The 24846-nt window shown below is 48.8% G+C and carries 19 protein-coding genes; 10 read left to right on the top strand and 9 right to left on the bottom strand.

Annotated elements, in window-relative coordinates:
* Positions 1-72: 72 nt before the first annotated feature.
* Complete coding sequence (locus tag ACKPCT_RS00840) at positions 73-888, bottom strand: SDR family oxidoreductase (protein WP_319566924.1); 816 nt, start codon at positions 886-888, stop codon at positions 73-75.
* Between the two features lie 137 nt (positions 889-1025).
* Between ACKPCT_RS00840 and ACKPCT_RS00835 the strand changes: the two genes are divergently transcribed.
* A complete protein-coding gene (locus ACKPCT_RS00835) occupies positions 1026-1262 on the top strand; it encodes a type II toxin-antitoxin system Phd/YefM family antitoxin (protein WP_319566923.1) in 237 nt (78 codons plus the stop codon).
* Positions 1263-1405: 143 nt separating this feature from the next.
* Here ACKPCT_RS00835 and ACKPCT_RS00830 read toward each other — a convergent pair whose 3' ends face one another.
* The 5 genes from ACKPCT_RS00830 to ACKPCT_RS00810 all read right to left on the bottom strand — a co-directional run bounded on the left by ACKPCT_RS00830 (position 1406) and on the right by ACKPCT_RS00810 (position 5034).
* Entirely contained in the window at positions 1406-1750 is a 345-nt protein-coding gene (locus tag ACKPCT_RS00830) for a cupin domain-containing protein (RefSeq protein ID WP_319566922.1), read from the bottom strand.
* A gap of 352 nt (positions 1751-2102) precedes the next feature.
* A complete protein-coding gene (locus tag ACKPCT_RS00825) occupies positions 2103-2828 on the bottom strand; it encodes a DUF4405 domain-containing protein (protein ID WP_319566921.1) in 726 nt (241 codons plus the stop codon).
* Positions 2825-3334, bottom strand: coding sequence for a cyclophilin-like fold protein (locus ACKPCT_RS00820; protein WP_319566920.1), 510 nt, complete (start codon positions 3332-3334; stop codon positions 2825-2827). Before ACKPCT_RS00820 ends, ACKPCT_RS00825 begins: the two co-directional genes overlap by 4 nt.
* Entirely contained in the window at positions 3331-3969 is a 639-nt protein-coding gene (locus ACKPCT_RS00815) for a flavodoxin (protein ID WP_319566919.1), read from the bottom strand. Before ACKPCT_RS00815 ends, ACKPCT_RS00820 begins: the two co-directional genes overlap by 4 nt.
* Before the next feature lie 81 nt (positions 3970-4050).
* Complete coding sequence (locus tag ACKPCT_RS00810) at positions 4051-5034, bottom strand: aldo/keto reductase (protein ID WP_319567049.1); 984 nt, start codon at positions 5032-5034, stop codon at positions 4051-4053.
* A 302-nt stretch (positions 5035-5336) separates the two neighbouring features.
* Between ACKPCT_RS00810 and ACKPCT_RS00805 the strand changes: the two genes are divergently transcribed.
* The gene (locus ACKPCT_RS00805; RefSeq protein WP_319567048.1) at positions 5337-5762 is read left to right on the top strand and encodes a cytochrome P460 family protein; all 426 of its coding nucleotides are present in this window, start codon (positions 5337-5339) and stop codon (positions 5760-5762) included.
* A gap of 8 nt (positions 5763-5770) precedes the next feature.
* Positions 5771-6421, top strand: coding sequence for a DUF4405 domain-containing protein (locus tag ACKPCT_RS00800; protein ID WP_319566918.1), 651 nt, complete (start codon positions 5771-5773; stop codon positions 6419-6421).
* A 363-nt stretch (positions 6422-6784) separates the two neighbouring features.
* Here the strand turns inward: ACKPCT_RS00800 and ACKPCT_RS00795 are convergent, their stop codons facing one another.
* On the bottom strand, positions 6785-7777 hold the full coding sequence (locus ACKPCT_RS00795) for an aldo/keto reductase (protein ID WP_319566917.1): 993 nt from the start codon (positions 7775-7777) through the stop codon (positions 6785-6787).
* Positions 7778-8443: 666 nt separating this feature from the next.
* Between ACKPCT_RS00795 and repA the strand changes: the two genes are divergently transcribed.
* From repA to ACKPCT_RS00770, 5 genes are all read left to right on the top strand, one after another.
* The gene (gene repA / locus ACKPCT_RS00790; protein WP_319566916.1) at positions 8444-9619 is read left to right on the top strand and encodes a plasmid partitioning protein RepA; all 1176 of its coding nucleotides are present in this window, start codon (positions 8444-8446) and stop codon (positions 9617-9619) included.
* A gap of 83 nt (positions 9620-9702) precedes the next feature.
* Positions 9703-10683 (top strand): plasmid partitioning protein RepB, encoded by a 981-nt coding sequence (repB, locus tag ACKPCT_RS00785; protein ID WP_319566915.1) that lies wholly within the window; start codon positions 9703-9705, stop codon positions 10681-10683.
* 151 nt (positions 10684-10834) lie between these two features.
* Entirely contained in the window at positions 10835-12076 is a 1242-nt protein-coding gene (repC, locus tag ACKPCT_RS00780) for a plasmid replication protein RepC (RefSeq protein ID WP_319567047.1), read from the top strand.
* A gap of 536 nt (positions 12077-12612) precedes the next feature.
* A complete protein-coding gene (locus ACKPCT_RS00775; protein ID WP_319566914.1) occupies positions 12613-13821 on the top strand; it encodes an AAA family ATPase in 1209 nt (402 codons plus the stop codon).
* On the top strand, positions 13811-16348 hold the full coding sequence (locus tag ACKPCT_RS00770) for a S8 family peptidase (RefSeq protein WP_319566913.1): 2538 nt from the start codon (positions 13811-13813) through the stop codon (positions 16346-16348). Before ACKPCT_RS00775 ends, ACKPCT_RS00770 begins: the two co-directional genes overlap by 11 nt.
* 11 nt (positions 16349-16359) lie before the next feature.
* On the opposite strand, the gene ACKPCT_RS00765 is transcribed toward ACKPCT_RS00770, so the two are convergent.
* Positions 16360-16848, bottom strand: coding sequence for an Arc family DNA-binding protein (locus ACKPCT_RS00765; protein WP_319566912.1), 489 nt, complete (start codon positions 16846-16848; stop codon positions 16360-16362).
* A gap of 224 nt (positions 16849-17072) precedes the next feature.
* Between ACKPCT_RS00765 and ACKPCT_RS00760 the strand changes: the two genes are divergently transcribed.
* A complete protein-coding gene (locus ACKPCT_RS00760) occupies positions 17073-18044 on the top strand; it encodes a hypothetical protein (protein WP_319566911.1) in 972 nt (323 codons plus the stop codon).
* Between the two features lie 63 nt (positions 18045-18107).
* Positions 18108-20489, top strand: coding sequence for a hypothetical protein (locus tag ACKPCT_RS00755; protein ID WP_319566910.1), 2382 nt, complete (start codon positions 18108-18110; stop codon positions 20487-20489).
* A gap of 72 nt (positions 20490-20561) precedes the next feature.
* Here ACKPCT_RS00755 and ACKPCT_RS00750 read toward each other — a convergent pair whose 3' ends face one another.
* Positions 20562-23210, bottom strand: a complete 2649-nt coding sequence (locus tag ACKPCT_RS00750) for a hypothetical protein (protein ID WP_319566909.1) — start codon at positions 23208-23210, stop codon at positions 20562-20564.
* Positions 23211-24846: the final 1636 nt, after the last annotated feature.

Below are 24846 nucleotides of genomic sequence, written 5' to 3'. Positions count from 1 at the left end.
TCACCGAGGCATTAGCGACCCAAAACCGCAAGGTCCTATATTTCACATTCATGAATGCTGACTGCAAAGCGACTATGAATCGGGCCCGTAGAAGAAGTTGGCTGTCGCACCTCCATCGATCAGGAAGTCACTGCCTGTGATGAAACCACCTTCAGGACCCATGATGTGGGCAGCCAGAGCTGCCACTTCATCGGGGGTTCCGGCCCGACCGGCAGGCATTTTCTTCAGCATCGTCTGATAGAAATCAGCGCGTTCGCCATATAGCTCGTCATGGGCCAGCGGCGTGACGATAATGCCCGGACTGTTGGCATTCACACGTGCGTTCCGTTTTGCCCAGTTGATCGCTTCGCCTCTCACCCGCAGGGAATTGCAGCGTTTGGACATTTGATAGGCGTGCAGTGTGTCCTTGACGCCCTGGACGAAATTCAGCTCCAGAAGGTCTTCGGCGGGAGCCGTCGCCAAAAGGGCATCTTGGTCTGCTGTCAGTGCTGGCATGCGGTAGCCCGACTGGGAAGAGATCACCACGCCCGCTCCACCCGGCGCGATCACCTTGCTGAATTCTTCAAGCAGGATTGCCGTGCCAAATAGATCAACTTTGAGAATTTGCTCAATGGGCGCTTGCGATGGAGACACGCCAGCCGCCTGAACCAAAGCCTTGATCGGTCCCAGGTCCTGCGCTTCTGCCACAACAGCCTGAACCGCTGCTCGGTCCGAGATGTCCGCCTTCATGGCCGTCACATCAAACCCGGCAAACTCGAGCACCTTGGCAGCAGCATCTGCGGATTCTTGAGTGTGGTTTGCCACCAAAATCTGGCGGTCATGGCTGATGCGACGCGCAATGGCTTGGCCGATGCCTCCGGCACCGACAACTACGGTTACATCTTTCATGTCGATAGTCCTTGTTTTTAGCCTGTTCGGATTTTCATGTGGAATCTAAAAACCCTCTGTGTTTAGTTGAACTTAGTTGAACCAGTATGTGGGGTCACGCATAGTGAGAAATTGTGAAGGCAACCAGGAGGTCCTGCATGCAAATCAACTTACACGAAGCAAAAGCCAAACTTTCGGCCCTTGTCGAAAAATGCCGCTCGGGTGAAGAGGTGATCATCGCAAAGGCGGGCAAGCCGCTTGCTCGACTTGTCAAATACGAAGCTGATCCCACTCCCCGTAAATTGGGCCTCTACAAAAATGCCGGTTTTTCAATGGGCAAAGGTATCCATGATGGTGACGCCGAAATCGCGACCATGTTCGGGATGGAAGATTGATGAAACGATTGCTTCTAGAAACACCCGCACCTTCATTTGGGCTCTGACGGATGACCCTGAGCTGGGAACATTTGCAAAATCACTCCTGGTCGATTCCCCATGATCTTGACGAAGCGATAGATGCCTTCGGCGCCAAACCGCTCTCAATCCAGAGAGGCATATTCTTCATCAGAAACTGGCTCCAGCCATTCGTTGGAGGTGTTCTCGCCTGGCACTTCAACAGCGAGGTGGGCAAACCAGCTGTCCTTCGCTGCACCGTGCCAATGCTTGACACCAGCAGGGATTTTGACCACATCGCCAGCTTTCAAGGCTTGTGCAGGCTTGCCTGCTTCCTGATACCAGCCCTTGCCGGAGGTGCACAAAAGGATTTGCCCGCCGCCCTTATCGGCCTTATGAATGTGCCAGTTGTTGCGGCAGCCCGGTTCAAAGGTTACATTGCCGATGAACACCCCTTCCTTGGACAGGATATTCAAATAGCTCTGACCCACGAAATACTGCACGTAGGCAGTGTTTTCAGGCCCGCGTTCAAAGACACCATCTTCGTTTTTTTATTGGTCATATTCCTTTTCTCCATTGAAGCTTAAGCTGAATGGGTACTTCAACACTTTCAATCAGCCAGTATCCAAACCTGGTATGGCAGGCTTGTAGTCATGCCCCACATCCGCTTGATATGATCGCAGGCTAAATTGTTGGGATTTGCCGAACGCATCGTCGCATTGATCGCACCGCTTGCAGTCAATTTAAGCCTTTGATGAGAAATGAATAGACCATAAAACAAGCTTGCTTTTATGCGACGCATTCATCAATCACATCGATCAGCAAGGATGGCCTTCCGCAGCCCTAAGCTGATGCTGACACTCCAGCTTTACGCCGTCCCTTGCCTGCAGATCCCCGCCGCTTGCTTTTTCCCTGTAGCTTGATGTTTCCATAGTGCCCGATGGCAGCATAGAGCGCGATGATGGAGCCGTAGTTGGTCAAGAACCGCAGCCAATCAGCATCAAAATCCCAATAGCTGAAGGTGAAATAGAGAATAAGCTTGTTGCCGATATTCATTTCGAGAGACGCGAGGATGCCATAGAGTGCTACCAGTATGGTCAGGCCTCTCAATGCCCACGTCCTAGGGCTGTTTTTTGCGGTGATTTTTAACAATGCCTTCGCCACTCCCATGACCATGAACCAGTGCATGCCGAGGTGGATGCCGACAATCACTAGCATCCAGTAGGCCGAGAGCGTGTGGATCTGTCGTGCCAGAAAATCACCTTTGAGCCCGAGAAACCAGAAAAGATCACGCGAGATCATGAGGCTCGTGACCAGCAGCGCGACGCAAGCAGCAACAAGGCTGAGGTTGATCAGGGTCGTCACCAGACGACGCCGGTTCTGGGTGGCTTTCGGCACGGAAGCAAACCAGCGCCGGTTGAATGTTATATGGGCGATCAACAGAAGAAAGAAGACCGTGCCAAGGATCTCGTGAACGAGAGAACCGAACCATTCAAAGGCAAGAGCCAGAACGAACAGCCCGGTCGCGATGAAATCGAGAGCAAGGCGGAAGAACAATTGCCTGTTCACCGCGCAGCCTCCGGCTCAAGCTGCTCGATGCGCCAGAGTGAAGACGATCCCAGACCTTTGAAATCGGTTAGGTCAGACGTGATCCTGCCCATGATGATCAGATCATCAAGGGAATTCCCGTCCGGGGTATCATAAAAGACGGCAAAGGAACCACCCGGCACCCAGTAGGTCACGTCACCCTTTTCAAAGTGATCGACCGTCGACGCATCGGTAGACAGGGTCTCTGATGGCTTACCGTAATATTCCCGGTCACCATATTCTGTCATGGAGAGTTCCATGGGCAACTTGGAAAGGAAATCACGTGCAGTCGCGTTGTCAAAGAGGTCTGCGGTGATGCGCGTCTCGCCTGCACTCATGACGATGGCCGCCAGAGCCTGCTGGTTGGACTTGTCACGGATCATGGCGGCCTGGCCCTCATTGCTTGAAGCTGCACTCGCCGGAGCGTTGATGGCTGCCAGAAAGGCCATGGCAAAGGCGAAAAACACCGGTTTGGCGTTTATCATCATGACAATCCCGCAAGTTCCAGTTCACCGACCCAATCCCGCACAGCTTCCTGCGCATCAGCAGACGCCGTTCTAATCGTGCCATCGCTCGCGCCGCGTAGGGAAAAACCCTGCAGAAGTGTGGCCTGAGGACATAGGGCCTCGATGTCTTCTACACTGCGGCCAAGTCGGCTGCCTTCATGGGTGCAGAAAGGAACGATCGACTTGCCTGCAAAGTTATAGCTCTCCAGAAAGGAAAAGAAGGCCATCGGCATGGTTGCCCACCAGTTGGGATAGCCGATAAACACCACGTCATAATCCGCCATATTCTCGACCTGTGCTGTTAACTGCGGGCGGAAATTCTCCTGCTGCTCCCGTTTGGCCTGGTCAGTGGTGGCGCGATATTCTGCCGGATAGGAATAGGCGGTCTTCAGCTCGAAGATGTCCGCACCGGTGAGCTGCTGGATCTGTTCTGCGACGGTGCGCGTGTTGCCGGTTCGTGAATAGTAGGCGATCAGGATACGGCTCTTCCGGCCGGCCTGCTGGGCGCGCGCATTATCTATGAGGAAGGGGATCGAGAGGCCTATAGAGGCTGCGGCTTTCAGAAAGGTTCGTCTGCTGCTCGTCGCGGTAATATCTGTGCTGGCTTTGCTGATCATGGCTATTTCTCTTCGCATTCTCAAACGTCTGGAGTGCAGCTGCGGCCCCGGTGGTTGGAGCCGCAGCTTTCAAGCCTTTGATTACAAGCCTGTTGTTGCCTCAATAGCTTCGGTGTAACGGCCTCCTTGTATCATGGATGCCGCTTCGTTGATGCGCGTCATGTCTTCCTTGGTAAGATCGACATCAATGGCTTTGAGATTTTCCTCCAGACGGTGCAATTTTGTGGTGCCCGGGATTGGAATGATCCAAGGTTTACGGGCAAGAACCCAGGCAAGGGCAATCTGAGCGGGCGTAGCTCCCTTTTCACGGCCAATCTCTTTGAGGAGATCAACGACAGCCTGATTGTTTTTCATTGCTTCTGGCTGATATCGTGGCAGAGCTTTTCGGAAATCACCTTCCTTGATTTCGGCGGCATCCTTGATCGCTCCGGTCAGAAAGCCCTTGCCGAGCGGGCTATAAGCTACCCAGCCAATGCCCAGCTCTTCCACCACAGGCATAATTTTTTGCTCGTGCTGGCGGGTCCAAAGGGAATATTCACTCTGCAATGCAGTGATGGGTTGAACCGCATGGGCGCGACGTATGGTATCCGCACCAGCCTCGGACAGTCCGAAATGGCGCACCTTTCCTTCGGCAATTAGATCCTTGACTGTTCCCGCCACATCCTCGATCGGAACATTGGGGTCAACACGGTGCTGATAGAAGAGATCTATGACATCGGTGCGCAGGCTTTTGAGAGAGCCTTCACATGCTGCGCGGATTTTCTCCGGCCGGCTGTTGGTGCCTCGCCAGCTTCCATCTTCTTTGATTTCAAACCCGAATTTGGTGGCAAGCACGACTGTGTCTCGGATTGGTTCCAGCGCCTCGCCGACCAACAATTCGTTGGTATAGGGGCCATAGACTTCTGCCGTATCAAAGAAGGTCACCCCTAGATCATGGGCCTGATGAATGAGCTTAATCATGTCCTTGGTTGGTGGAATTTCTCCGTAAGAGAAACTCATGCCCATGCAGCCCAAACCAATAGCGGAAACGTCCGGCCCCGAAATTCCAAGCTTGCGTACTTTCATCATCACACCTTTTAGTCTGATTGATCATCCTCCTATAACCTACATCTGTCATATTCATGTGATTAGACGATTATTTCCGCATAGGCTTATACCTCTCATCAATAAATTGGCGTGTAACAGCTTCGCTGATTACTGCGATTTTGATATAGGGTCTATTACGTATTGGGGTCTAATCACTCCGGGTTCATCTCACCATCTTGGACTAAAGCACCTCAAAGGAGGTCGCTTTTCAGATCGATCATATTCAGAGGGACCTGTTTGAAATGGCATTCAACACATCTAGGCTGTTATCTGGTATCACCATGTCGTTGTTCATTGTTTGCAACGGGGATGTCATGGCAGAGGAAAATCGCGTCACACTTCCAGACATCGATAAACTCGAGCATTTCACGACTGTCAGACGTGGCGAAGTCACCGAGCATATGATGACCACCCGCGAGGCGATCGGCGCCGTCAAGCAAGGTGAGCCGATGCCTGATGGCACCCATGTCGTACTGGTCGATTATCGCGGCGGTGAAATCTATCGCTACTTCGTCATGCAAAAAGGCGAGGACTGGGGCCAGGATTATGCTGAAGCTGACCGAACAGGAGATTGGCAATTCCAGTGGTTCTGGGGCAATGGCCAAATCAACATGGACGAAAACACCCAAAGATGCCGCTCCTGCCACGCTTCGCAGGCCGGCAACCGCTATATGTTCACTTATGATGATTTGCTAGATTTCGAATGAGATTGCACATGAATCATAAGACGGCAAGGCTCTTCGTCGATAGCGTCGCCGCCGCCCTTTTTCTGTTATCGATGGCCTATTACTGGCTTGGTAATTTGGCTCATGAGGCTTTCGGAGCCAGCTTCTTCGCCGTATTGATCTGGCACAACTGGCGCAATTGGCGTTGGTATCTTGCTTTGACGAAAGGCAGATACAATGCGCGGCGGATTGTATCGCTTCTGCTGAATTCGTCAGTTCTGATCGCAATGACAGTTCTGGTCATCACCAGTTTTTCGATTTCCCGCTCACTGTTCGAGTTTCTCTCATTGCCGAGCGCATATTGGGTCAAAGAATGGCATTGGTTTTCAGCATGGTGGGCAATTGTCGCAGTTGGTGCTCATATCGGCATACAGTGGCCCAAATTGCGGGCCCTACTCAGGCTAAGACCCACGCCTTGGCTCCGGCTGTGCACGCTGTTCGTTCTTCCGTTCGCACCGGATAGCTCAAAAGAACTCGGTCTGTTCTCGCGTCTTTCTTTGCAATACAGTCTCGACTTCTGGGATTTCAGCCAGGCAGTGATGCCCTATTTCCTTTATCTTGCCTGTGTTATTGGCTCTATAGCCATAATGTCGCACGGGACCATGGCATTCGTGGAGAGGTTAAACATGTGGCGCAAATGATCGGGGACATGAAACAGCCGACGGCTCTGATCTTGTAATATACAGAAGGCTTCTCAATGCAGCTTCCTTGCAGCTGTCTTATTGCATTCTGGTTATCCGTTGGGTTCCAACCACTCTCCTGTGAAGTCAAACACGAGACTTTGAGAGTTCGTTTACCGCGTACATTTTTAGGGCATCCTGTTCGCATGTTAAATACGGAAGCGCCTCCCCCGGAGTAATCCGCCATCGGGAGGCGCTTCTTGATCGCATTGCTAATCACCACTTTGCTTTTATTGCTGGTTTTTGATGGGAAGCAACAGTGATCGTCTTTGATTGCGAAGCTGTTCTAGAACATTGCGCGTTTGAGCACTTTGCCGATGCAAACTATCTGCCGGTCAATTCCAAGGCAGGTGAAAGGCGGCTTCCTGGAAGGAGCAAGGAGTCTGCGGCTTCGCTCAATTCAACCCATATTTTAGGGTCAAGGTCCAGGATCGTTGCTCCGATATTTTCTTGTAAACGGTGACGCTTCGTAGTTCCAGGTATGGGAACAATCCAGTCCTTCTGAGCCAAGAGCCAACCGATTGCGATTTGTGCTGGCGTTGCATTCGCTTCGTTTGCAATTTTTCGAACGAGCTCAACAAGTTCCAGATTTTGCGCCCTGTTCTCCTTACTGAACCGAGGCACTGAATTGCGATAGTCATGTTCTTCAAATGAGGTTTGGGCTGTGATCGAACCTGTCAGGAACCCTGCACCCAGTGGGCTGAAAGGAACAAAGCCTATACCCAGTTCTTCGCAAAGTGGCAGAATTTCTTCATCTGGGGCTTGCCACCAAAGTGAATACTCGCTTTGAAGAGCAGTAACTGGCGTTTCTGCATGAGCTTTTCGAATGCTGGAAACGCCAGCCTCCGAAAGGCCAAAATGCAAGACCTTCCCCTCATCAATCAACTCTCCGATCGCGCCTGCAACGTCCTCCATTGGAACTTTAGGATCCACGCGATGTTGATACAGCAAGTCAATTCTATCGGTTCGCAGTCGTTTCAAGCATCGCTCTGCTGCAGAACGAATGTGTTTCGGATCGCTGTTCACTCCGGCTCGCCGTTCGCCGGTTATGGCATCGAAATCAAAGCCGATCTTGGTTGCGATAACCACTTCATCTCGAAATGGGACCAGCGCCTTCCCAACAATCTCTTCGTTGGCGAATGGCCCATAGGCCTCCGCCGTATCAAAAAGGGTAACCCCGTCTTCATAGGTGTTCCGAAGAAAGTTGATTGCGTCCTGTTCCTCAAGAGCGGTATCGTAAACCTGAGTGATGCCCATGCATCCAAGGCCAATCGCTGACACCTCGAGCCCGCTTTCTCCCAATATTCTGGTTTTCATTAATCAAAACTCCCGCATAGACTGCGTTTTTTGTATGTGAAGCTATATTTTCGTTCTCTAATTTAGTTCTTTTACAGATTGCTGATTAGGGGGCTCATTTCGCTTACATTAATCTTGAATCTCAATGAATGAAGACTGCATTCTTGTATTTTTTGAGTGTCGCTTAACTAAGAACCAAAAGATGAGAGAGTGATGATATTGGTTGTATGCCACGCTGAACGGCCTAGAAAGTCGAATGAGGATTTACAACAGAAATTGAAGGTGAGTTCCGTGGGTGATTCTAGCTATGTGTAATTTGGAAAGGCCGCGATCATCGCTACGATGCGGATTAGTCACAGCTTTGTTCAGCCAATCGAAGACCCCGTAAGCAGACTGCCATTTTGACTACATTTTCCTCGCCGATACAAAGTGATAAGAGAATCCTTAAATCGGATTCAGTGTTGTTTCACAGCTTGTTGTTTGGGTCGGATTGAATGCCCAAGAGTTTACTGATTGAGAAAAACGGCCAGATATTTTGAAGGAGAGAATGGTCGAACAGTGTGTCTATCCGACGTCATTAATGTTTCGTTAACCAAGTAAATGTTGCTCGGTGCGAGGAATCGGCGGATAGTATCAGTAATTGGGCTGTTTTTTCAATTTTATCGATACTGGGGCTGCGCAAAGAAGATGACTGTTACTGATGATCAGGCATTAGCCAAGGGCTTTGCCAATTTGATCCTGGGCCATGGCGAGGATATCTCAGCCAGACTCGACATGTTGCGCACGCAGACTTTCCCACCAAATGCCCAAAAGACCCTTCGGCAATTCACACTGGCGGAAGCTGCTCAGTTTATCGGCGTTTCGACAAGTTACATTCGTCGGGCTCATAATGAAGGTAAGGTAAAGGAGCCAACGGTTACATCTGGTGGCCGCCGCCTTTACACCGCAGAACAAATTGACGAACTTCGTGCCTATCTCAATCGCGTTCCCCGTCGGAAAAACGGTGAACGGTTGCAGGCTATATCGGTTGTCAATTTCAAGGGGGGAAGCGGCAAGACCACTACGGCGGCCCATCTTGCACAATATATGGCCCTTTGTGGCTATCGGGTTCTTGCGTTGGATCTTGATCCTCAAGCGTCTCTTACTGCGCTTTATGGTATTCAACCGGAACTGGATGAAAAACCATCACTTTATGAAGCTTTGCGGTACGACAACGAGCGGGCTTCCATCAGGAGTATCATCCAGCCAACGAATTTTCCCAACCTTGACGTTGTCCCAGCGAATTTGGAGCTTCAGGAATACGAATATGAAACTCCTCTTGCGATGAGAGATGGTGAAGGGAATGAAGGGAAACTGTTCTTTACTCGCATCGCAGATGCACTTGGTGAGGTTGACGATGATTATGACATCGTCGTTATGGATTGCCCTCCCCAGCTTGGCTATTTGACTCTGACGGCATTGACGGCTGCAACATCGGTGCTCATTACGGTTCATCCGCAAATGTTGGATATTATGTCGATGTCGCAGTTCTTGCTTATGCTTGGTGATATCCTCAAGAGTATCGAGAGTGCTGGCGCGAATGTGGATCTGGATTGGTTCCGATATCTAGTTACTCGTTATGAGGCAACTGACCTTCCCCAACAGCAGATGGTCGGGTTCATGCAATCGATGTTTGCCGGGCAAATGATGATTAATCCCATGGTCAAATCCACTGCGGTTTCGGACGCAGGTCTGACTAAGCAGACCCTCTACGAAGTTGAACGTTCGCAATTTGCCGCTACGACTTACAAGAGGGCCAGAGAATCCATGGATGCTGTGAATCAGGAAGTGATTGATCTGGTGAACAAAGCTTGGGGACGTTGAGATGATAGAATTCCATACGGCCGCATATGTAGGGAAAAACGTTAGTATAAGCAGGCATTTAGAGCCGAATGAGGGCAAGTAAAATGGCGCGACGCGACGTTTTCAAGAACATAACTGGTGACGAGGCCCTTAAACCAAACAGAACAGCCACATCAGGTTATGCCAGCAAAGGCGCTTCCAGATCGATGAAAGGGTCACTGAGTGAACTCGCTTCCATAGCTGAGGCTGTTCGATCTGGCGAACAAATTGTGGATCTTTCACCCGATGCTTTGGAAGCTTCCTTCGTGTCAGATCGCTTCGAAGAAGATGCGTCCGAGTTTGCAGCATTCAAGGCGAGCATTCAAGAGAAAGGGCAGCAATCTCCAATCTTGGTCAGGCCGATTGAGGGCGAGCAACACCGTTACCGGATAGTCTTCGGTCACCGCCGCGCAAGGGCGGCGATGGAGCTTGGAATTAATGTTAAAGCGATAGTTCGCACAATCGACGACATCGAGCACGTAATAACGCAAGGTCAAGAAAACTCCATCCGCGAGGATCTCACTTTTATTGAGAAGGCAACTTTTGCTCGAAAGCTATCGGAGCAGGGGTATTCGGTGCCGACCATCACGGAAGCCTTGTCGGTCGACGGCCAAATGCTTGATGTCATGAACCGGGTTACCAAACGAGTGCCTGAAGACGTTATTTTTGCGATCGGGAAGGCTGAAGGGGTCGGAAGGGAACGCTGGGACAGGATGGGCAAGGCTATTTTGAAGCCATCCAACAGGAAAGCCGCTATCGAGGCTACCAAAGACGACAAATTTAAGAGCGTTGGAAGTTCAGAAGAACGCTTTATCCATTTGCTTAGTGTTATGGAAAAAGCCGGCCGCCCCAAATCACGAGCAGCTCAGATTGGAAAATGGAACTCTTCTGACAAGACGGTAGACGCTGAATTCAGGTCGAACAGTCGTAGCTTTTCGATACAGCTAAAATCCAAAGATGGACAAAGGTTCGGTCGGTTTCTGTCAGAAAACCTGGACCGACTGCACGAAGAGTTTTTGAAGCAGGAAAAAGAGGGAGAAAGCTGACAAAAGGAAAAAGGCCCCCACGAAGCAAATTTCGCAGAGACCTCTCGTTATGTAGCGATTTCGAGAATCACATTTCCGCGAAAATTAGTCAAGCCATTTTGACCGCTTAGCGAGCGGGCGGACTCCTTTTGCCTTTTTTATGGTGAAAATGATGGAATCAAGGAATGTGACGACGCCTTTTGGGCGGCGAACGATGTCGCTTGGCCAATTTGCAAGACAATTGGATGTGATGGCTGCAAACGACACTAGCAGTGATAAATACGATAAGTGGAAGCTGTTCCGGACAGTATGTGAAGCCCGATCCTTCGTCGGAATTGGTGACAGATCGCTCGCTGTCTTGAATGCGCTTCTCTCTTTTTATCCAGAAGATGATATGGCTCTTGCTGATCGTGATACCGCGGATGGTACCGGTTTGATCGTTTTTCCTTCTAACGAAAGCCTATCTGCGCGATCACACGGTATGGCTCCTGCGACCCTTCGCCGGCATCTTGCCGCGCTGGTTGAACGAGGCTTGATCATTCGGCGCGATAGTCCGAATGGGAAGCGATTTCGACGCAAAGCCGTTCACGGTCAGGAAGCTGTTGCTTATGGGTTTGATCTCAGCCCTCTGGTCGCTCGTGCTGAAGAGTTTGAGAATATGGCAAAGCATGTACGGGCCGAGAAAGCGGCATTGAAGGCATTTCGTGAGGAACTGACCATTGTTCGTCGGGATGTGAGCAAGCTGATCGAGATGGCATTGATTGAGGCTATTCCCGGGCCGTGGGTCGCATTGCAAGAACAGTTGGCGGAGATTTTGAGAGGACTGCCTCGGAACTCGGATGCAGGCGAGTTAGGCAAAGCCTTGAGGCTGTGTGAAACTCTGAGAGAACGAGTTCATAAGCTGTTGGAAACTCATTTAAATTCTGAAGAAATAAGCGCCAATGATGCTCATAATGAGCGTCACTATCATAATTCAAACACAAACCCTCATATTGATCTTGAACCTGCTTCCGAAAGGCAGCAAGAAGAAAATCTTGAGGATGAGCCCAGAAATCCAAACAAGCCGCAGAAAACCTATCCTCTTGGAATGGTGCTTCAGGCTTGCCCTGATATTTCAATTTACGGGCCTTCCAACCGAGTGAGCAGTTGGCGAGACCTGAAGGTTGCTGCGGATGTAGCAGGAACGATGCTCGGGATCAGTCCAAGTGCGTTGGAAGACGCAAAGACGTCTTTGGGCCCAGATCACGCCTCAATAGTGGTCGCTTGCATGCTTCAAAGATTTGACCGTATCAGTTCACCAGGAGGATATCTACGAGCTTTGACGGACAAAGCACTAGATGGCAAATTCTCGGTTGGACCGATGTTGATGGCGTTGCTTCGGCAAGATATTGGGCAAAAGCAAAATGTTGGGTGATTTCTAATATTGGCGGGTTGTCCTCTGATGGTTGTATCCTGTTGCTACGCAATATCGAGCGCGAGCTTGGTTTCGCCGACATGTTCTCCTCCTGCCTGTATGATACGTGGGATCCGAGGCGTACGGTCCACGACCAGGCCTTGAAGTCGGCCATCAAGAAGTTGCCCTAGGCAACGATTGGACTGGCCATCCAGCTCATCCATGTCCATGGCGCGGCAACAGGAAAACCGGTCTGCTTTTGTTTTACGTAAAGGCAAAGAAGCTGCTTTGATCCCGCGTCATGTCATTCATGATTTCAGTAATGAGTTCAACTTGTGTTGGCAATTGATGGTTGCCAGCTCGGTACCGTGATGGTTTTAGGCGTCGAGACAAAACTCTCATTTCATTTGGCCAACACTTCAGCCGATTTTCGATGCGGTATGACTGGGAGATTCTCAAGTCAATTTTTCCGATTCCAAAAACGAATTGTTGATCAAATTGGCTTAATGTGAGATATATAGAGCTAATATGCCAATAATAATTATAGGAATGGCGATATGGATCATTTTTCTGTCATACAGAGCATCATTCGCGCTGGTTTGTCTGGTGATACAAAGGCTTTTGACAAGCAAGTTGTCCGTTTGCGTGCGCGGCTCGAAAAAGCCGGCGATGTCAAAGAAGCGGCAACGATAGAGCGCCTACTGAAGTCCTCGAGCGAAATGAAAGATATTCAACCAAGTCGTGTTGAGGTGTCGCGTGCTCTTGTTTTTGGTGAGGCTCTGACAAGAGAGACAAATCCGCCCATAGATCGAGAGACCGGAGCAAGTTTGTGCGAAATACACTTTCCGGAAGGAGAGAGAATTGTGCCTGTTTACGAGAGCCGTGTGTCCGAGACAATCGCAGGTCTTTTAGAAGAATGGTCAAGTGAGGAGGCTCTTCGTAATGTTGGTGTCGAACCTACAAGATCTCTTCTTATTTTTGGTCCTCCTGGATCAGGGAAAACGTTGACTGCCAGTTATATCGCAGAACAACTTGGGTTGCCCCTAGTTACAGCAAAGATTGACGGACTTATTTCCTCATTTCTTGGTACAACAGCTCGCAATATTGCCAATCTCTTTGATTTTGCCAACCGCTACTCATGCGTGCTTTTGCTGGATGAATTTGATGCGCTCGCTAAGGTGAGAGATGATCCACAAGAGGTCGGTGAGATCAAACGCGTCGTAAATTCACTGTTGCAGAATTTGGACCAACGGAGGGCGTTTGGCGTCACAATTGCCATCACCAATCACGATAGGTTGCTTGATCCTGCGGTCTGGCGCCGTTTTGAGACCCATGTTCATATAGGAGAGCCGGGGCTATTGGCTCGTACGAAAATGATCGAGCGTTTTCTTGCGCCTCTTAAACCGGAGCCACCTATTTTCAGCATCATCGCTTACTGTCTTGATGGTCATTCAGGAGCGGATTTGGAACGAATTTGCATTTCAATGAAACGCTTACTGGCATTGAGTGGGAAAAGTCATGATGGGCCGGGGCTTTTTCACACGTTGAGTGCGGTGCTCGGTCGACTTCCCTCTCAAGAGAATGAACCCGCTCGAATTCTGGCATCGGATCCAGAAGCCTTCATCAGCTTGATTGCAAATGATCTCGATTTTCCTTTGAAGCAATCTGAAATTGGACAGGCAACGGGTTATGGTCAATCGCGTGTCAGTGACATCAAGAAATCAAAAAGGCATCTACCTTTGATGGAGGCTCTCCATGCCCAATAATCCCGTTCAAATCATATTGAATCACTCAGATTTTCTGAGAGCCCCTGAGCCAGGCCAAGGAGGTATGGGGCGAGACTTTTTTAAAGACGACGATGAAGCATTTGCTGCCCACAAACAGCGCCTTCTCAAAGCAATCGATGATATCATTGATAAAATTCAATCCAGCTCGTATGGGCCTGCTGCATATTTGAAAGTGCAAATACGTGACGAAGCTCTTGCGAAGTCCTATCGTCCGGTCCGTTTTCTATTCAAGCCAGATCAATTTCCATGTGTTGGCGCCGAAGCCGTTGGCACAGTCTACTTTCGAGCGCCATTGGTCTATTTGGCGGGGCTTAGGCAAAGAGTTGAGCTTGCAGAATACACGGTTGCAATCAACATTTCGAAGAATACAGGAAAGCCTTATTCAGCTCCGACACCCGCAAGATCCGAGGTCGGGGCTATCGAATCTATAGAAATTGCTCCGTCTTCCAGCAAACGAAGTTTTTCAACGGCTGCTGTGATGCAAATGTTTGAGGATCCTCGAACGGTATCCGGATATCACATCGAACTATTTGAAACGCCCGGTGACAATGTGATTGCTGATGATCCACTCGGCCGTTTTGCCCTTCGCAGTTCTCTTCAAGAGTTGCTTCTAGGACTGGGGGCTGGGGCTCGAACCTTTTTTGTCAGTGAAATTGGGCGGACACCTGTTCTTGAGTTCCAACTCACTCAAAGTCCCAATAACGCGTTGGTCGACAACCGAATTGGGCCTGCTGGGCGAGATGTGACTGCGTTTACAAAGTCAGCACCTGTCGACTTGAATGCAGAACGCCACGAAGACGCATTGAATAAACTGACTGCCCACCCGTTGGTCAGATCAATTCAACCGCCAATTCAGCTGCAGTTGGCAGATGAAGTTCTGGTATCGGATTCCGGTTTACCCAGCTTTTCGAGCTTGCCAGTACCGCTGCCCCAACCTTCACAAAATGCCATTTATCCGATTGTGGGGGTGATTGATTCTGGCGTTTCAAATGTCCTTGCTCCTTGGGTGAAGGGCAGGTTCGATTTCTTGGATGAGACGGAATACGACGGTAATCATGGAACTGGTGTTGCCGGATTGATTTGTGCCGGGCAGTCAATTAATTCACCTGCTGTCACGCCAGAACCTGATGGATGTGAGGTATATGATGCTCCTCTCTATCCGAGCGGCCCATTCATGGAGCAATATGCGAATGGGTTTACGGATTTTCTTGAAGAGCTAGAGCAAGCTGTGGCTGAAGCTCGAAGAGATCACAGTGTGCGAGTCTTCAATTTGTCCATTAACGCGATCTCAGATGTGGAAAGGCATAGGTATAGTATCTATGCTGCCCGCCTGGATCAAATTGCCGACACTTATGGGGTAATATTCGTGAATTCGTCCGGAAATTTGCCATCTGGTCAAGGCCGAACGCCTTGGCAAAAGAAGCCGATTGACGTGGTCCGCTATTTTGCAAATCGCACCCAACCAGATACAATTTACAAACCGTCTGAAAGTGTCCGTTCGATTTCGGTGGGAGCCTTAAACCCACCTGCAACCATACAGATTGAAGGAGCTCCAACGGTTTACACGACTCGCGGACCTGGCCTGCAGGTTGGTGTGAAGCCCGATGTTGCGGCATATGGGGGAACTGGTGGGGCTGGAGTGGGAAAGCCAACAGGGTTGGTTTCAATTACTCCTAGCGGCACGAAGAGAGATGTGATTGGCACCAGTTTCGCGGCACCTTTGGTTGCCCGAACTCTTGCCGGTTTGGATGTCGCAACGCAAGGCGGACTTCAGACTGAGGCTCTTCGTGCAATGCTTCTGCATCATTCCCAAATGCCTGATCCGCTCACCAAACGCGGCTTAAAAGACCTTAGCCGTCAATTCGCCGGCTATGGTCAGCCTGCCCGGGTTATGGATATGCTGGAAACCGATGATCATCAGGTGACGTTGCTATTTCAAAGTCGATTGACCGTGGGGGAGCGGAAACCGGCAATCCTTCGCTTTCCTTTTGAATGGCCTCGCAGTCTAGTGAAGCCCGATGGGGCATGTTCGGGACGGGCGAGGATGACGCTTGTGTACTCGCCACCACTTGATCCAGCCTTCGGAGCAGAGTTTGTCCGGGTGAATCTTGAAGCGAGTTTACGGCAGCGCCAACCCGGGAAAAAGCAAAATGGATTACCTAGTTTTGTCAATCAGATAGCGCCAAGATACCTACCCAAAACGACTGGTCTTGGAGTTCCAGAAAAAGCTTTGATTGATCATGGTTTGAAGTGGTGGCCTTCAAAACAATATGAATCGGTCTTCACAGACAAAGGAGAGTTTTCGAATTGGAGATTGGAGGTATCGAGCCTCATTCGTGCCGAGGCAAGCTTTCCTACTGAGGGTGTACCATTCGCCGTATTGTTGACGATCGAGGATCCCGAAAAACGTAAACCGATTTTTAGTGAAATGCGTCAAGCGTTGCAAGCAAGCAATGCGGTTGCTCAAGACATCAGAATGGCCACGCGTATACGTTCGCGGGGATAGTTAAGCGGCAATCATTCCTGAATCTCGGTGTCATCGAGATTGGGAAGTGTTTCAATTGCGGCATGAATTATTGCTTCTCGAATGCTTCCTTCGGAAAGTCTCTGTTTCGAGGCATCCAAAGCTGCGGCAAAGGATGCCTCGTCGGCAACCGGGTGTGCCAGAGCGACGTGTTTTCTTAGCCGTTTAAGTTCCTGATGTACCAGTGATCGAAGGTCTTCTTCCTGTATTGGAAGTGCTCCAAACACATTCAGTCCCAAAGAAGAACCGACATCTCTTAGAAGCTGTCGTACCGGCTTTCCCAGGCCATCGGTGTCCAAGATGGTGTCGGCCATCATAAGGGTGTCCATCGCCTTCTGTGCATCGATATTTACAGACAGTTCAAGCCGGGAAATTATTTCTCCCGAAAGGCTACGGTTGTTCCTTTTCGCCAGCTCTGAGAGTTGATCGCGCAAGCTGGACGGAAGGTTCATTTTGAATGGTGAAAGTGGCGTATCGGTCATGAAACCTGTATGCGCGTACAACGACCTTGACGCAACGGTCAACTTATGTCCTTATCGGGACATAAGTTGACCTTAAAAGGTTTTGATGGGGTGCGATTGGTCAAATTTTCGCTTCAGCCAAGACTGATAGCCGGTTGAGACTTTGGAACTTTTCACATTCTCTGATCGAGTAATTGGTGATGTGGGGGATGGGTTAATGTGTACTAACTACAGGAGAGCCATCGATGCCGAAAGTCACAGGATACATGAAGCTAAATCTACCTTCACACGTAAATCCGTTTGAGGTCGGGAAGACCTATCAGGCTGGTTTTGGTTCTGATGGCGAGATGAACGTTTTTATCGTGGAAACGGATGTGGCGAAATTCTTAACTGAGTGCCCCTTTGGGGAAACTGAGGACAGGTTCTTCGCGGCGCTAGTTGAAGCGGACAATCCCCATCCTGATACTCGGGGTATGCCCGATCCGGATAGATTTAGAACCGTCACCGTGATCACGTTGCTGACGTTTGAACAATTGTTTCAAAAATCGATCATGTCTACTTCGGTACCGCAGGGAGATGAGGACGGCTGTCTGTATCAGGTACGTGGTGATGAAACCATTTTGATGTCTCTGCAGGATTGCCAGGTTTTGTCAGGAGTAGGAAAGAGAAACACTTTGGTTTCTTCTGGAAGCGAAGGTATTCTGCTTTCGGATTGTGATGATGATGTAGTCGCAGTGGTCGGGGAAGACACAGATATCTTTTCAGCAGGAAACAATTCGGTTCTTATCGCCGCCGGTTCCATGTCCGGAATTCAGTCAATGGGAGCGGGTAGTTCGTTGGCTTCTGCGGGGCACTCTAGCCATCTCACTTCGATAAAAGAGGAATGCGAGCTTGCGGCTTCAGGATACCTAAGTAATCTTCGCGCTTTCGGTGACCGATGCAGGCTTGCCTCTTCAGGCGCATACAGCGATCTAATTGCTTCTGGCCAGAATTGCGTCATTGCTGCGTGTGGTGCTGATTCAACCGCAACCGGTTCCGAAGGCACCTGGATTGCACTTGCTGAATTTGATGAGGATCTGAATTGCATAGGGTTTGTGACAGGATGTGTCGGGCAGGAGGATCTGAAACCCGGCGTCAAATATAGAGCTGTAGGGGGGCGTTTTGTAGAAGTCCCTGATTTCGACGATGTAAAGCCTGATCATAATGCTGATCGCTGATCACCGCGTCTGGAGACAATTGTCGCCGGGCACATCTCCCAACAGGTTCTCAAGGGCAGCGTTATGGTTGACAATACCAATTGGTCTACCAACGAATTTGAAGTTCCCGTTTCAATTAATCCCAAGACCCTTGAAAGAGATCGAAGTCGTCTTGATAAAAATATAGAAGTTTGGGTCTGGTTAAAAGATCAAGGGTTCAAGCCCGAGTTCCTCATGGATAGCTTTGGTGTTGGATTGGCGGATGTTATCCGCCGCGCCGGTGACGAACAAAGAGGATTTTGGCTTACTGCGCCAGTCATTGCTGCCGACGGCACCATGACCAAACGTATAGTGAAATTCAATATCCCCGGAATTTCAGTGAATCCCCTTGAACACGATTTTTGGTGTACCGGTGCTGCTCTGACATATTGGGACGGAGACTGTTCCGGGAAAAGCTGGCTTCTTATTGTTGACACCCCTCGAGATGTCTGGCGCATCGCGGAAGTCCTCGCTGGAACTTCTCTTCTTGCAAGAACGGCTGTTATCTCTTCCACTCAATGGAGGAGTATTCCTGAGAATTGGGGCAACGGATTTCTAAAGGAGTGGGGGCGGGTTCTTATTGGTACAGGCAATGATTCTGGCGGGGAGGCTTTTGCTCAGTCAATTCGTATGCTCTGTGCTCGAGAATTCGTTCGCCTCGATATTCCTCGCATGGTTGGCCATGACTGGATTGGGTATTTTCTTGCAGGTAACAATGACGGTGATTTCGAAAGACTGGTCAGGGATGCTCACATATTGGGCGCTCCACCTCCCTTGGTCCCTGAAACGGTTCCGCTCGAGTTACAAAAGATGGGGGTGTATGAGGCAGATCCAGTTAACGTCAATGGAGCATTCATCAACGGGCATATGCACTACGCTTTTCAGGTTCGCTGTGTCGGGTCATTGGATAGACGTGTTGTCGGTCCAGATGGAAAAGTCTACGTCGAAGCTGTTCCGACATCATTTTACGAAACCAAGGTCATTCGATCGGATGGTGTTATTCTTGGTTTTGTGCGTCCGCCCTTGCCAAAAGGGGTCTCAAAATCCAATGAGGTTATTCTGCTTGAAGATGGCACAGTTATTTCCTCGATTCCGAAACCAAGGGACTGCGCGACATGGAAGCTGGATTCTATCAAAGCTTATGCAGATGCGGTTACGACCAGAAAACGAGCTCACAGGGCCACCGGGATTCTTTTCAAGGAAGTGGCTGACTATATTCGTTCATCGACGTGGTTGCCCAACAAAACGGATTATGAACTGCTCACAGCCTATGTGTTGCTTTCATACTGTTATGACGCTTTTGATGCGATTCCGCTCATATTGTTGAATGGTGAGAAGGGGTCGGGAAAATCCTCTCTTGCTGAAGTGATTGCGGACCTTTCATACAATGCCAAAATTCTTGGTGGTGGGTCGGATCGCAGCTTTGTCAGATACATGGATCAAGGGCGTGGGTTGCTCGTTCTTGACGATCTGGAAGCTGTGGGTCGGCGGAGCCAAAAGTCAGATAACGGTTACGGTGACATCAATCAAATCTTGAAGGTTTCTTACAGCAAAAGTACGGGAAAGAAGTCGATCGTTGAAAAAGACGGTTCAATCAGGACGCTGAGTTTCTTTGGTCCGAAGGTTCTGACAAATATCAGTGGCATCGATGCTATTAATGCGACCCGTACCTATCAGATCACATGTCGAACGATGCCTGCGGCAATACAGCAATCCGGAGCAATCGTCGGCCGAGATATTTCAATCTCTGAACCACTTCGACAGGAGTTACATGCCTGGGGAATGTCCATGATAGCAACCATCTATGGTCGTTATAAACGAGCATCAGGCAAGCGGGCCGATAGATCCGTACAGATCTCGCTGCCGCTCTATGTCATTGGGGAAATGACAGGTGACGAAGAAATTCAAGCCGATCTCGATAGGGCAATACGGCGGCTTACTGCGGGACGAGATGATAAGGTCACGCCCGAGGACATTGTCAAACAGGCCTGTCGGGAGTGCATCAAACGCGGGGCACGCGAAACCATTTCTATGGCACAAGTCCGGTTGGAAATAGCAATGATTTCTGAGGCTTGCATTTTCGAGAGCGAAGACACTGTGCCATCAGAACTATTGTCATTGCGTAATCCCATCGGAATTGGAAGAGTTTTCAGAGGTTGCGGTGTCGTATCTGGGAAGACGAACCGGGCCAGGCTCAACACTGTAATTGAGTCGTTTTATGAGATCGACCGGTCCTTTATGGGTGAGACGCTCAAGGGGTTTGCCGCTGAAAAGGTGTATATAGATTTGGCGTACGAGGGGCGGGACAAGACACGCAAAGCTTTTGCCTTTTGTGAAAGGTATGCGACTTGTTCCCAATGTCCGTATGAAGCCGTTTGCAGCTTGGTGCTTCATGCCCTGAATAGGAAAAAGCGTTGGGGTGGATAGTTGCAAGCAAATATGCAGATTGTGTTACTTCTCGGCCGCGAATGCCGCCGAGAATCTGCTCTGTAGTAGAAATTATGCTGCTTCTTGAGTGCCGAGAAATGTGAAGCTTTGATTGACCGCATAGGAATGTGCATCTGCCGGAAGGTAAGCGGAATATGCCTTTTTTACCATTTCCTCTGAGTCAAACAGGATTGCTGCGGCATGAGAAACAGCACCGTTGTTCAGTTTAATGCTATTGGTTGCCAAGATGTGCCGGATTGTATGGATCCGATGGGCTTTCATTCCAGGAATTGCACCGCGCCCAGTCCATTTGTTTTTAACCCCAAAGACTTGGATAATCCTTTTGTAACAATCAGATAAAGCTCCGGGAGTAAGAGCGATTTTATCCTTAACTCTTTTCATGGTGCTAACGAAGAATTCTCCTGTATCGCGACGGTCGTCGCCAATAATTGCTTTGCGAGCTTCATAGAGATAGGTTTCGAGCTGATCGTAGAAACCATCCAGGTTTGGCAGCTCAATAGAATTGTGATCTTTGAGAGCAGTTTCTGTGCTGCGGTTTTTGAATGCACTTTTGGGAATTTCCAAGGTGTATGTGCTTCTTTTCTGGCCTGTTTTCAGGTCAAATATTGGCTTTCCGTTTTTGTCGAGAAGGTCCTGTCGACGGATTTCTCCTCTTTGTTTCCGCCGCAGCCATTCATTACTGTGTCTTTTTGCATTGGGATCGTAGATCTGGGGATCGATAAGGAGTTCAGCTAGGTTCCTGCGGCGTAGACCTGTAAAGACAGCCAAACGGAATAACATGATATTTCGCTGGTGCTCACTCCAACCTGAATAATTACGCTTATTTGGAGTCCAAGTCCGAAGTTCCTTCATGATTCCGCAATAGTATACCTCCAAAGGTGCTTCATTTTTAAGTAATTTTTCGATTGGCTCGAAGACGGGTCTTGATTGACCTGCTTCCTTCTTAATTCTTTTTGCGATTTTAGAAATATATTTAAATCTATTCTTGCAGGCATCGTGCCACTTCTCTTTGAATTTCCTGTTTTGTTCTTCTTTAGAGAGCCCAGCGGGAATGCCGTGAAGCTTTTCTACTTCTTGCGAAGTCACAAAGCCTTCGATCACGGTCAGAGGCTGGTCGATGCCGGGATACTGGGCAATATATCCGAGCTCGGGATTCACCATCGAAGCGAGCAATTCAAGTGTCTCACCGATAGTCCGTGTTTCAAAGCCCATACGCTTGGTCATGAAAGCAATGTATGTTTCGATGGCCCAATTCGTGAAGATCAGTTCGAACGTCAATTTTTCAATAGGATAGCCACATTTGACGAGGGCCCCGAAGAATCGCAAGAAACGACTTTCATTCGTCCTTGCTATCTCCTTGATCCAGGTCTTTTCGCGATTTTCTTCTTCAGCAGCGTCAGGCTTGGTCTTAAATTCACAAATTCGCTCGATGACACGAAGGATGTTGTCGGGGGCTTTGAGAGACGCCTTTTTCCCTTTCACAGACGGTTTGTCTTCTTTGCTCAGACCGTAGAAACCCTTTCTTCCGCTGTTTGGGTGCTCGTCATCAAAAGTATAGATCAAGTCTTCTTCGACAAATTTTATGATCCTTTTCTGCTCTTCCTCCGGATATTCATCAAAATCATCAGGAAGATGCCCTCTGATCTCGCTCATTCGGAATTCTGAAGTTCCCTTTCTCACTAAGTGCGTAATCTTTAACCGTTTTGACTTGTAGGGGTCGACGACGAGGGATGCCAAATACCCGTCTTCCAAGCCGAAAGCTTTGTCGAGAATTCTCAGTTTCTTTCGACTGTTTCGGTTGAAATTGGTACCTTTGTTGATGGTATTGGTGATCACGCTGTGTGTGAAACCATGTTGTGCAAAATGCCCATAGGACATCTTGTGTTTTTTAAATTGTTCTTCAAGCGCCTTTCCGAGAGCGGTGGTGGGTTTAGGGCGAGGGGTCAATAGCGGATTGTTGATGTACTTTGTCAACACGCCTGAATTGATGTTAAATTTGGCCTCAATTTGTTCAAGGTACGGTCGGCTCTTTTCAGAAGGTCCACCTCCATAAGTCATATAGTAAAGAAGTGTTCCTCTACTCATACCAATAGAGTCGGCGAGAGCGGATTGAGTTAAATTGAACCTATCCAAAACCTCTTCCTTGATCGTTTGCCCGAGTGTTTTTATGGGAACAGGAGCGGATTTGACATGATATTGTGAAGCGGCGACAGGTTCTACATTGTTATTGAGGAATGCCCTATAGCGCATCCGTACGAACGGAAAGACATGTTGATTGAGACGGTCATGTTTGTTTCTGTCAATTTTCGTCATGACTTCGTGGGCTGTCGTTTCGTCGAGTATTTCATCTCCAATCTCGTCCATATCGTTCTTCCCGGCGATAGACTGGACATCCTCGAGAGCTTTCATGATGCCGGAGACGCGAACATCGGTATTCCCAATGTCAGCAAATTCACATCTAAGCTCGTTCAGCAGATGAAGTCCGGTAGCGCCGTAAGACATATGAGGGGAATTCACATGAGGTCCGTATCTTTCGTCTCGGGTAGGACGCTTACGTCCTGCTGGTAAGGTAACAGTCCAAGGAGCAGAGCTTGCGCTTGAATTTGAAGCGTCGATGCTGGAGCCAGATTTGGGTTGTGTTCCCTCATTAGACAAAGCGCTGCCGTTCAGGGTAGTACTACCCTGTTGGGAATTATTCATAATGATACTCTTTCTGCAAACTATCGTTTGCGTTGGGAGCATCGAGACGGTAAGCTGAATGTGTAGGGGTTATTCTACACATAAATATGGCCTTGAAGAGTATGTGGTGTACTTCTTCGGGGCCGTTTTGTTTTTGCCGTTTCGATTGCCTTCTAATTGAGTAATACAATCATAGATTGTGTTATGGCAGTGACGTTTCGACAAATTCGAAATGTGGCTGCAGTTTCAATATTAGGCATTGACACATTTTTTTTTCAACCCCTCTTGACTCGTTTCCTTCGTGCACTCTGCTCTGGTTTCGCCAAATTGGCAATGCTTGTATGGGTAGAAACTTAGTTAACAGGCCAGAATTACGCTCTCAGCTTGTCGTCACATTTCAGACTGTTGAATGCGTGAAAAAGTACCAGAAAACTGGTCGAATTTAGGCCTCCGAATGGAACCGCATGACATACCCGTGTTGAATCGATGGTCTTCTGCACATTTGGACTATAGAAGGTTGGAGTTGCCGGATTTTTCATGTGTTCAGGTGCTGTTCTCCGTCGTGCAGAAAGAGAGAAGGTGTACGTTCTGAAAATTTTTGAAAAGGCCGTGAATGAACGGAAGAGCGAGGGATTCCCTGAGTTCTAAAATCAGGAATTTGTTGCTGAGAATCCCGGAAGCATGCCAGAATGACCGAGTTTTCGAGAAATATCTTGTTTGGTTTAGCTGGATTATGAGCTGGTAGTTCCTCAGCTTCATGAGCATGAAAAAATGATGTCCAAGAGTCAGCTCGTTAAAACTTTTGTGCATTTTCTGTCTGATCGCAGTTTGAATTTAATGAATTTTTCCTAAGTAGTTGAATATAATTGGTATTGGATAAAACTTATAAGCAATGGCGTCGCAGAAGCCGACGAGTGCTAAGCGTTAAAAATATTGGTATTATGTCATTTTATTCATTAGTCGACGAATTAATTGCATTTTTTACGAGATTTTATGAATTGAACGCATTAATAGGAGTTTCCCAGCTCTAGCACTTTTAATGATCATTTATACGGGCCGTTCGTACTTTAGAACGACGACAAAAATTTCTTTGATTTGGCCTCCAAAAGTGCCTCAATTATGGTTAATTTCCAAAGCCATCGAGCAGCCGCGGCTGGAGCGCTTTTGTCCATAAATTTGCATGGAAAAAAGCTGTTACAATTCACTGAAGAGGAGCTGCTAAATCTATGTAAATTTGAGATTGGCCGTCTAATTAGTTGACCTGTGAGGGGGTGAATGAGCGAATCACTACATATTTCGGAAGTGATTCGGTTGCTTTGATGAACAGGACTTCAACAACTATTCCACAGTTTTTATTTTGCGCTAGAGAGCTGGAAATCAACCATCTTGCATAAAACGGGAATGTGCTGTATCGGAAGTTGCGCAACTAAAAATAGTGCAATTTGAATTGGATTTTAGCCATCTTGGTTTGGGCAGTGCCTCGTGTTCTTGTCAATTCTGGTCGCGCTCAGCGCAAACGTCCGAAAACCCCGCTCTCTACGGCGGAGATTTGATCTGCAAGATCAATTTGTGGTTTTCGGCTGTCTCATAAATCCGCTATAGTGGTTACCTGAGGAAGTGGTTTACGAGAGATGCCAGGTGGAGCCTCGATCATCCA

It is taken from the genome of Cohaesibacter marisflavi, from assembly GCF_963665895.2.
GTDB lineage: Bacteria > Pseudomonadota > Alphaproteobacteria > Rhizobiales > Cohaesibacteraceae > Cohaesibacter > Cohaesibacter marisflavi.
Note: the sequence above shows the minus strand (reverse complement) of the source record. Positions and strands in the feature narration are given on the sequence as shown.

What these genes read in the sequence shown, in the direction of transcription:
- ACKPCT_RS00840 (WP_319566924.1), bottom strand. Translation starts at nt 888, where the DNA reads ATGAAAGATGTAACCGTAGTTGTCGGTGCCGGAGGCATCGGCCAAGCC.
- ACKPCT_RS00835 (WP_319566923.1), top strand. Translation starts at nt 1,026, where the DNA reads ATGCAAATCAACTTACACGAAGCAAAAGCCAAACTTTCGGCCCTTGTC.
- ACKPCT_RS00820 (WP_319566920.1), bottom strand. Translation starts at nt 3,334, where the DNA reads ATGATGATAAACGCCAAACCGGTGTTTTTCGCCTTTGCCATGGCCTTT.
- ACKPCT_RS00815 (WP_319566919.1), bottom strand. Translation starts at nt 3,969, where the DNA reads ATGATCAGCAAAGCCAGCACAGATATTACCGCGACGAGCAGCAGACGA.
- ACKPCT_RS00810 (WP_319567049.1), bottom strand. Translation starts at nt 5,034, where the DNA reads ATGAAAGTACGCAAGCTTGGAATTTCGGGGCCGGACGTTTCCGCTATT.
- ACKPCT_RS00805 (WP_319567048.1), top strand. Translation starts at nt 5,337, where the DNA reads ATGTCGTTGTTCATTGTTTGCAACGGGGATGTCATGGCAGAGGAAAAT.
- ACKPCT_RS00800 (WP_319566918.1), top strand. Translation starts at nt 5,771, where the DNA reads ATGAATCATAAGACGGCAAGGCTCTTCGTCGATAGCGTCGCCGCCGCC.
- ACKPCT_RS00795 (WP_319566917.1), bottom strand. Translation starts at nt 7,777, where the DNA reads ATGAAAACCAGAATATTGGGAGAAAGCGGGCTCGAGGTGTCAGCGATT.
- repA (WP_319566916.1), top strand. Translation starts at nt 8,444, where the DNA reads ATGACTGTTACTGATGATCAGGCATTAGCCAAGGGCTTTGCCAATTTG.
- repB (WP_319566915.1), top strand. Translation starts at nt 9,703, where the DNA reads ATGGCGCGACGCGACGTTTTCAAGAACATAACTGGTGACGAGGCCCTT.
- repC (WP_319567047.1), top strand. Translation starts at nt 10,835, where the DNA reads ATGGAATCAAGGAATGTGACGACGCCTTTTGGGCGGCGAACGATGTCG.
- ACKPCT_RS00775 (WP_319566914.1), top strand. Translation starts at nt 12,613, where the DNA reads ATGGATCATTTTTCTGTCATACAGAGCATCATTCGCGCTGGTTTGTCT.
- ACKPCT_RS00770 (WP_319566913.1), top strand. Translation starts at nt 13,811, where the DNA reads ATGCCCAATAATCCCGTTCAAATCATATTGAATCACTCAGATTTTCTG.
- ACKPCT_RS00765 (WP_319566912.1), bottom strand. Translation starts at nt 16,848, where the DNA reads ATGACCGATACGCCACTTTCACCATTCAAAATGAACCTTCCGTCCAGC.
- ACKPCT_RS00760 (WP_319566911.1), top strand. Translation starts at nt 17,073, where the DNA reads ATGCCGAAAGTCACAGGATACATGAAGCTAAATCTACCTTCACACGTA.
- ACKPCT_RS00755 (WP_319566910.1), top strand. Translation starts at nt 18,108, where the DNA reads ATGGTTGACAATACCAATTGGTCTACCAACGAATTTGAAGTTCCCGTT.
- ACKPCT_RS00750 (WP_319566909.1), bottom strand. Translation starts at nt 23,210, where the DNA reads ATGAATAATTCCCAACAGGGTAGTACTACCCTGAACGGCAGCGCTTTG.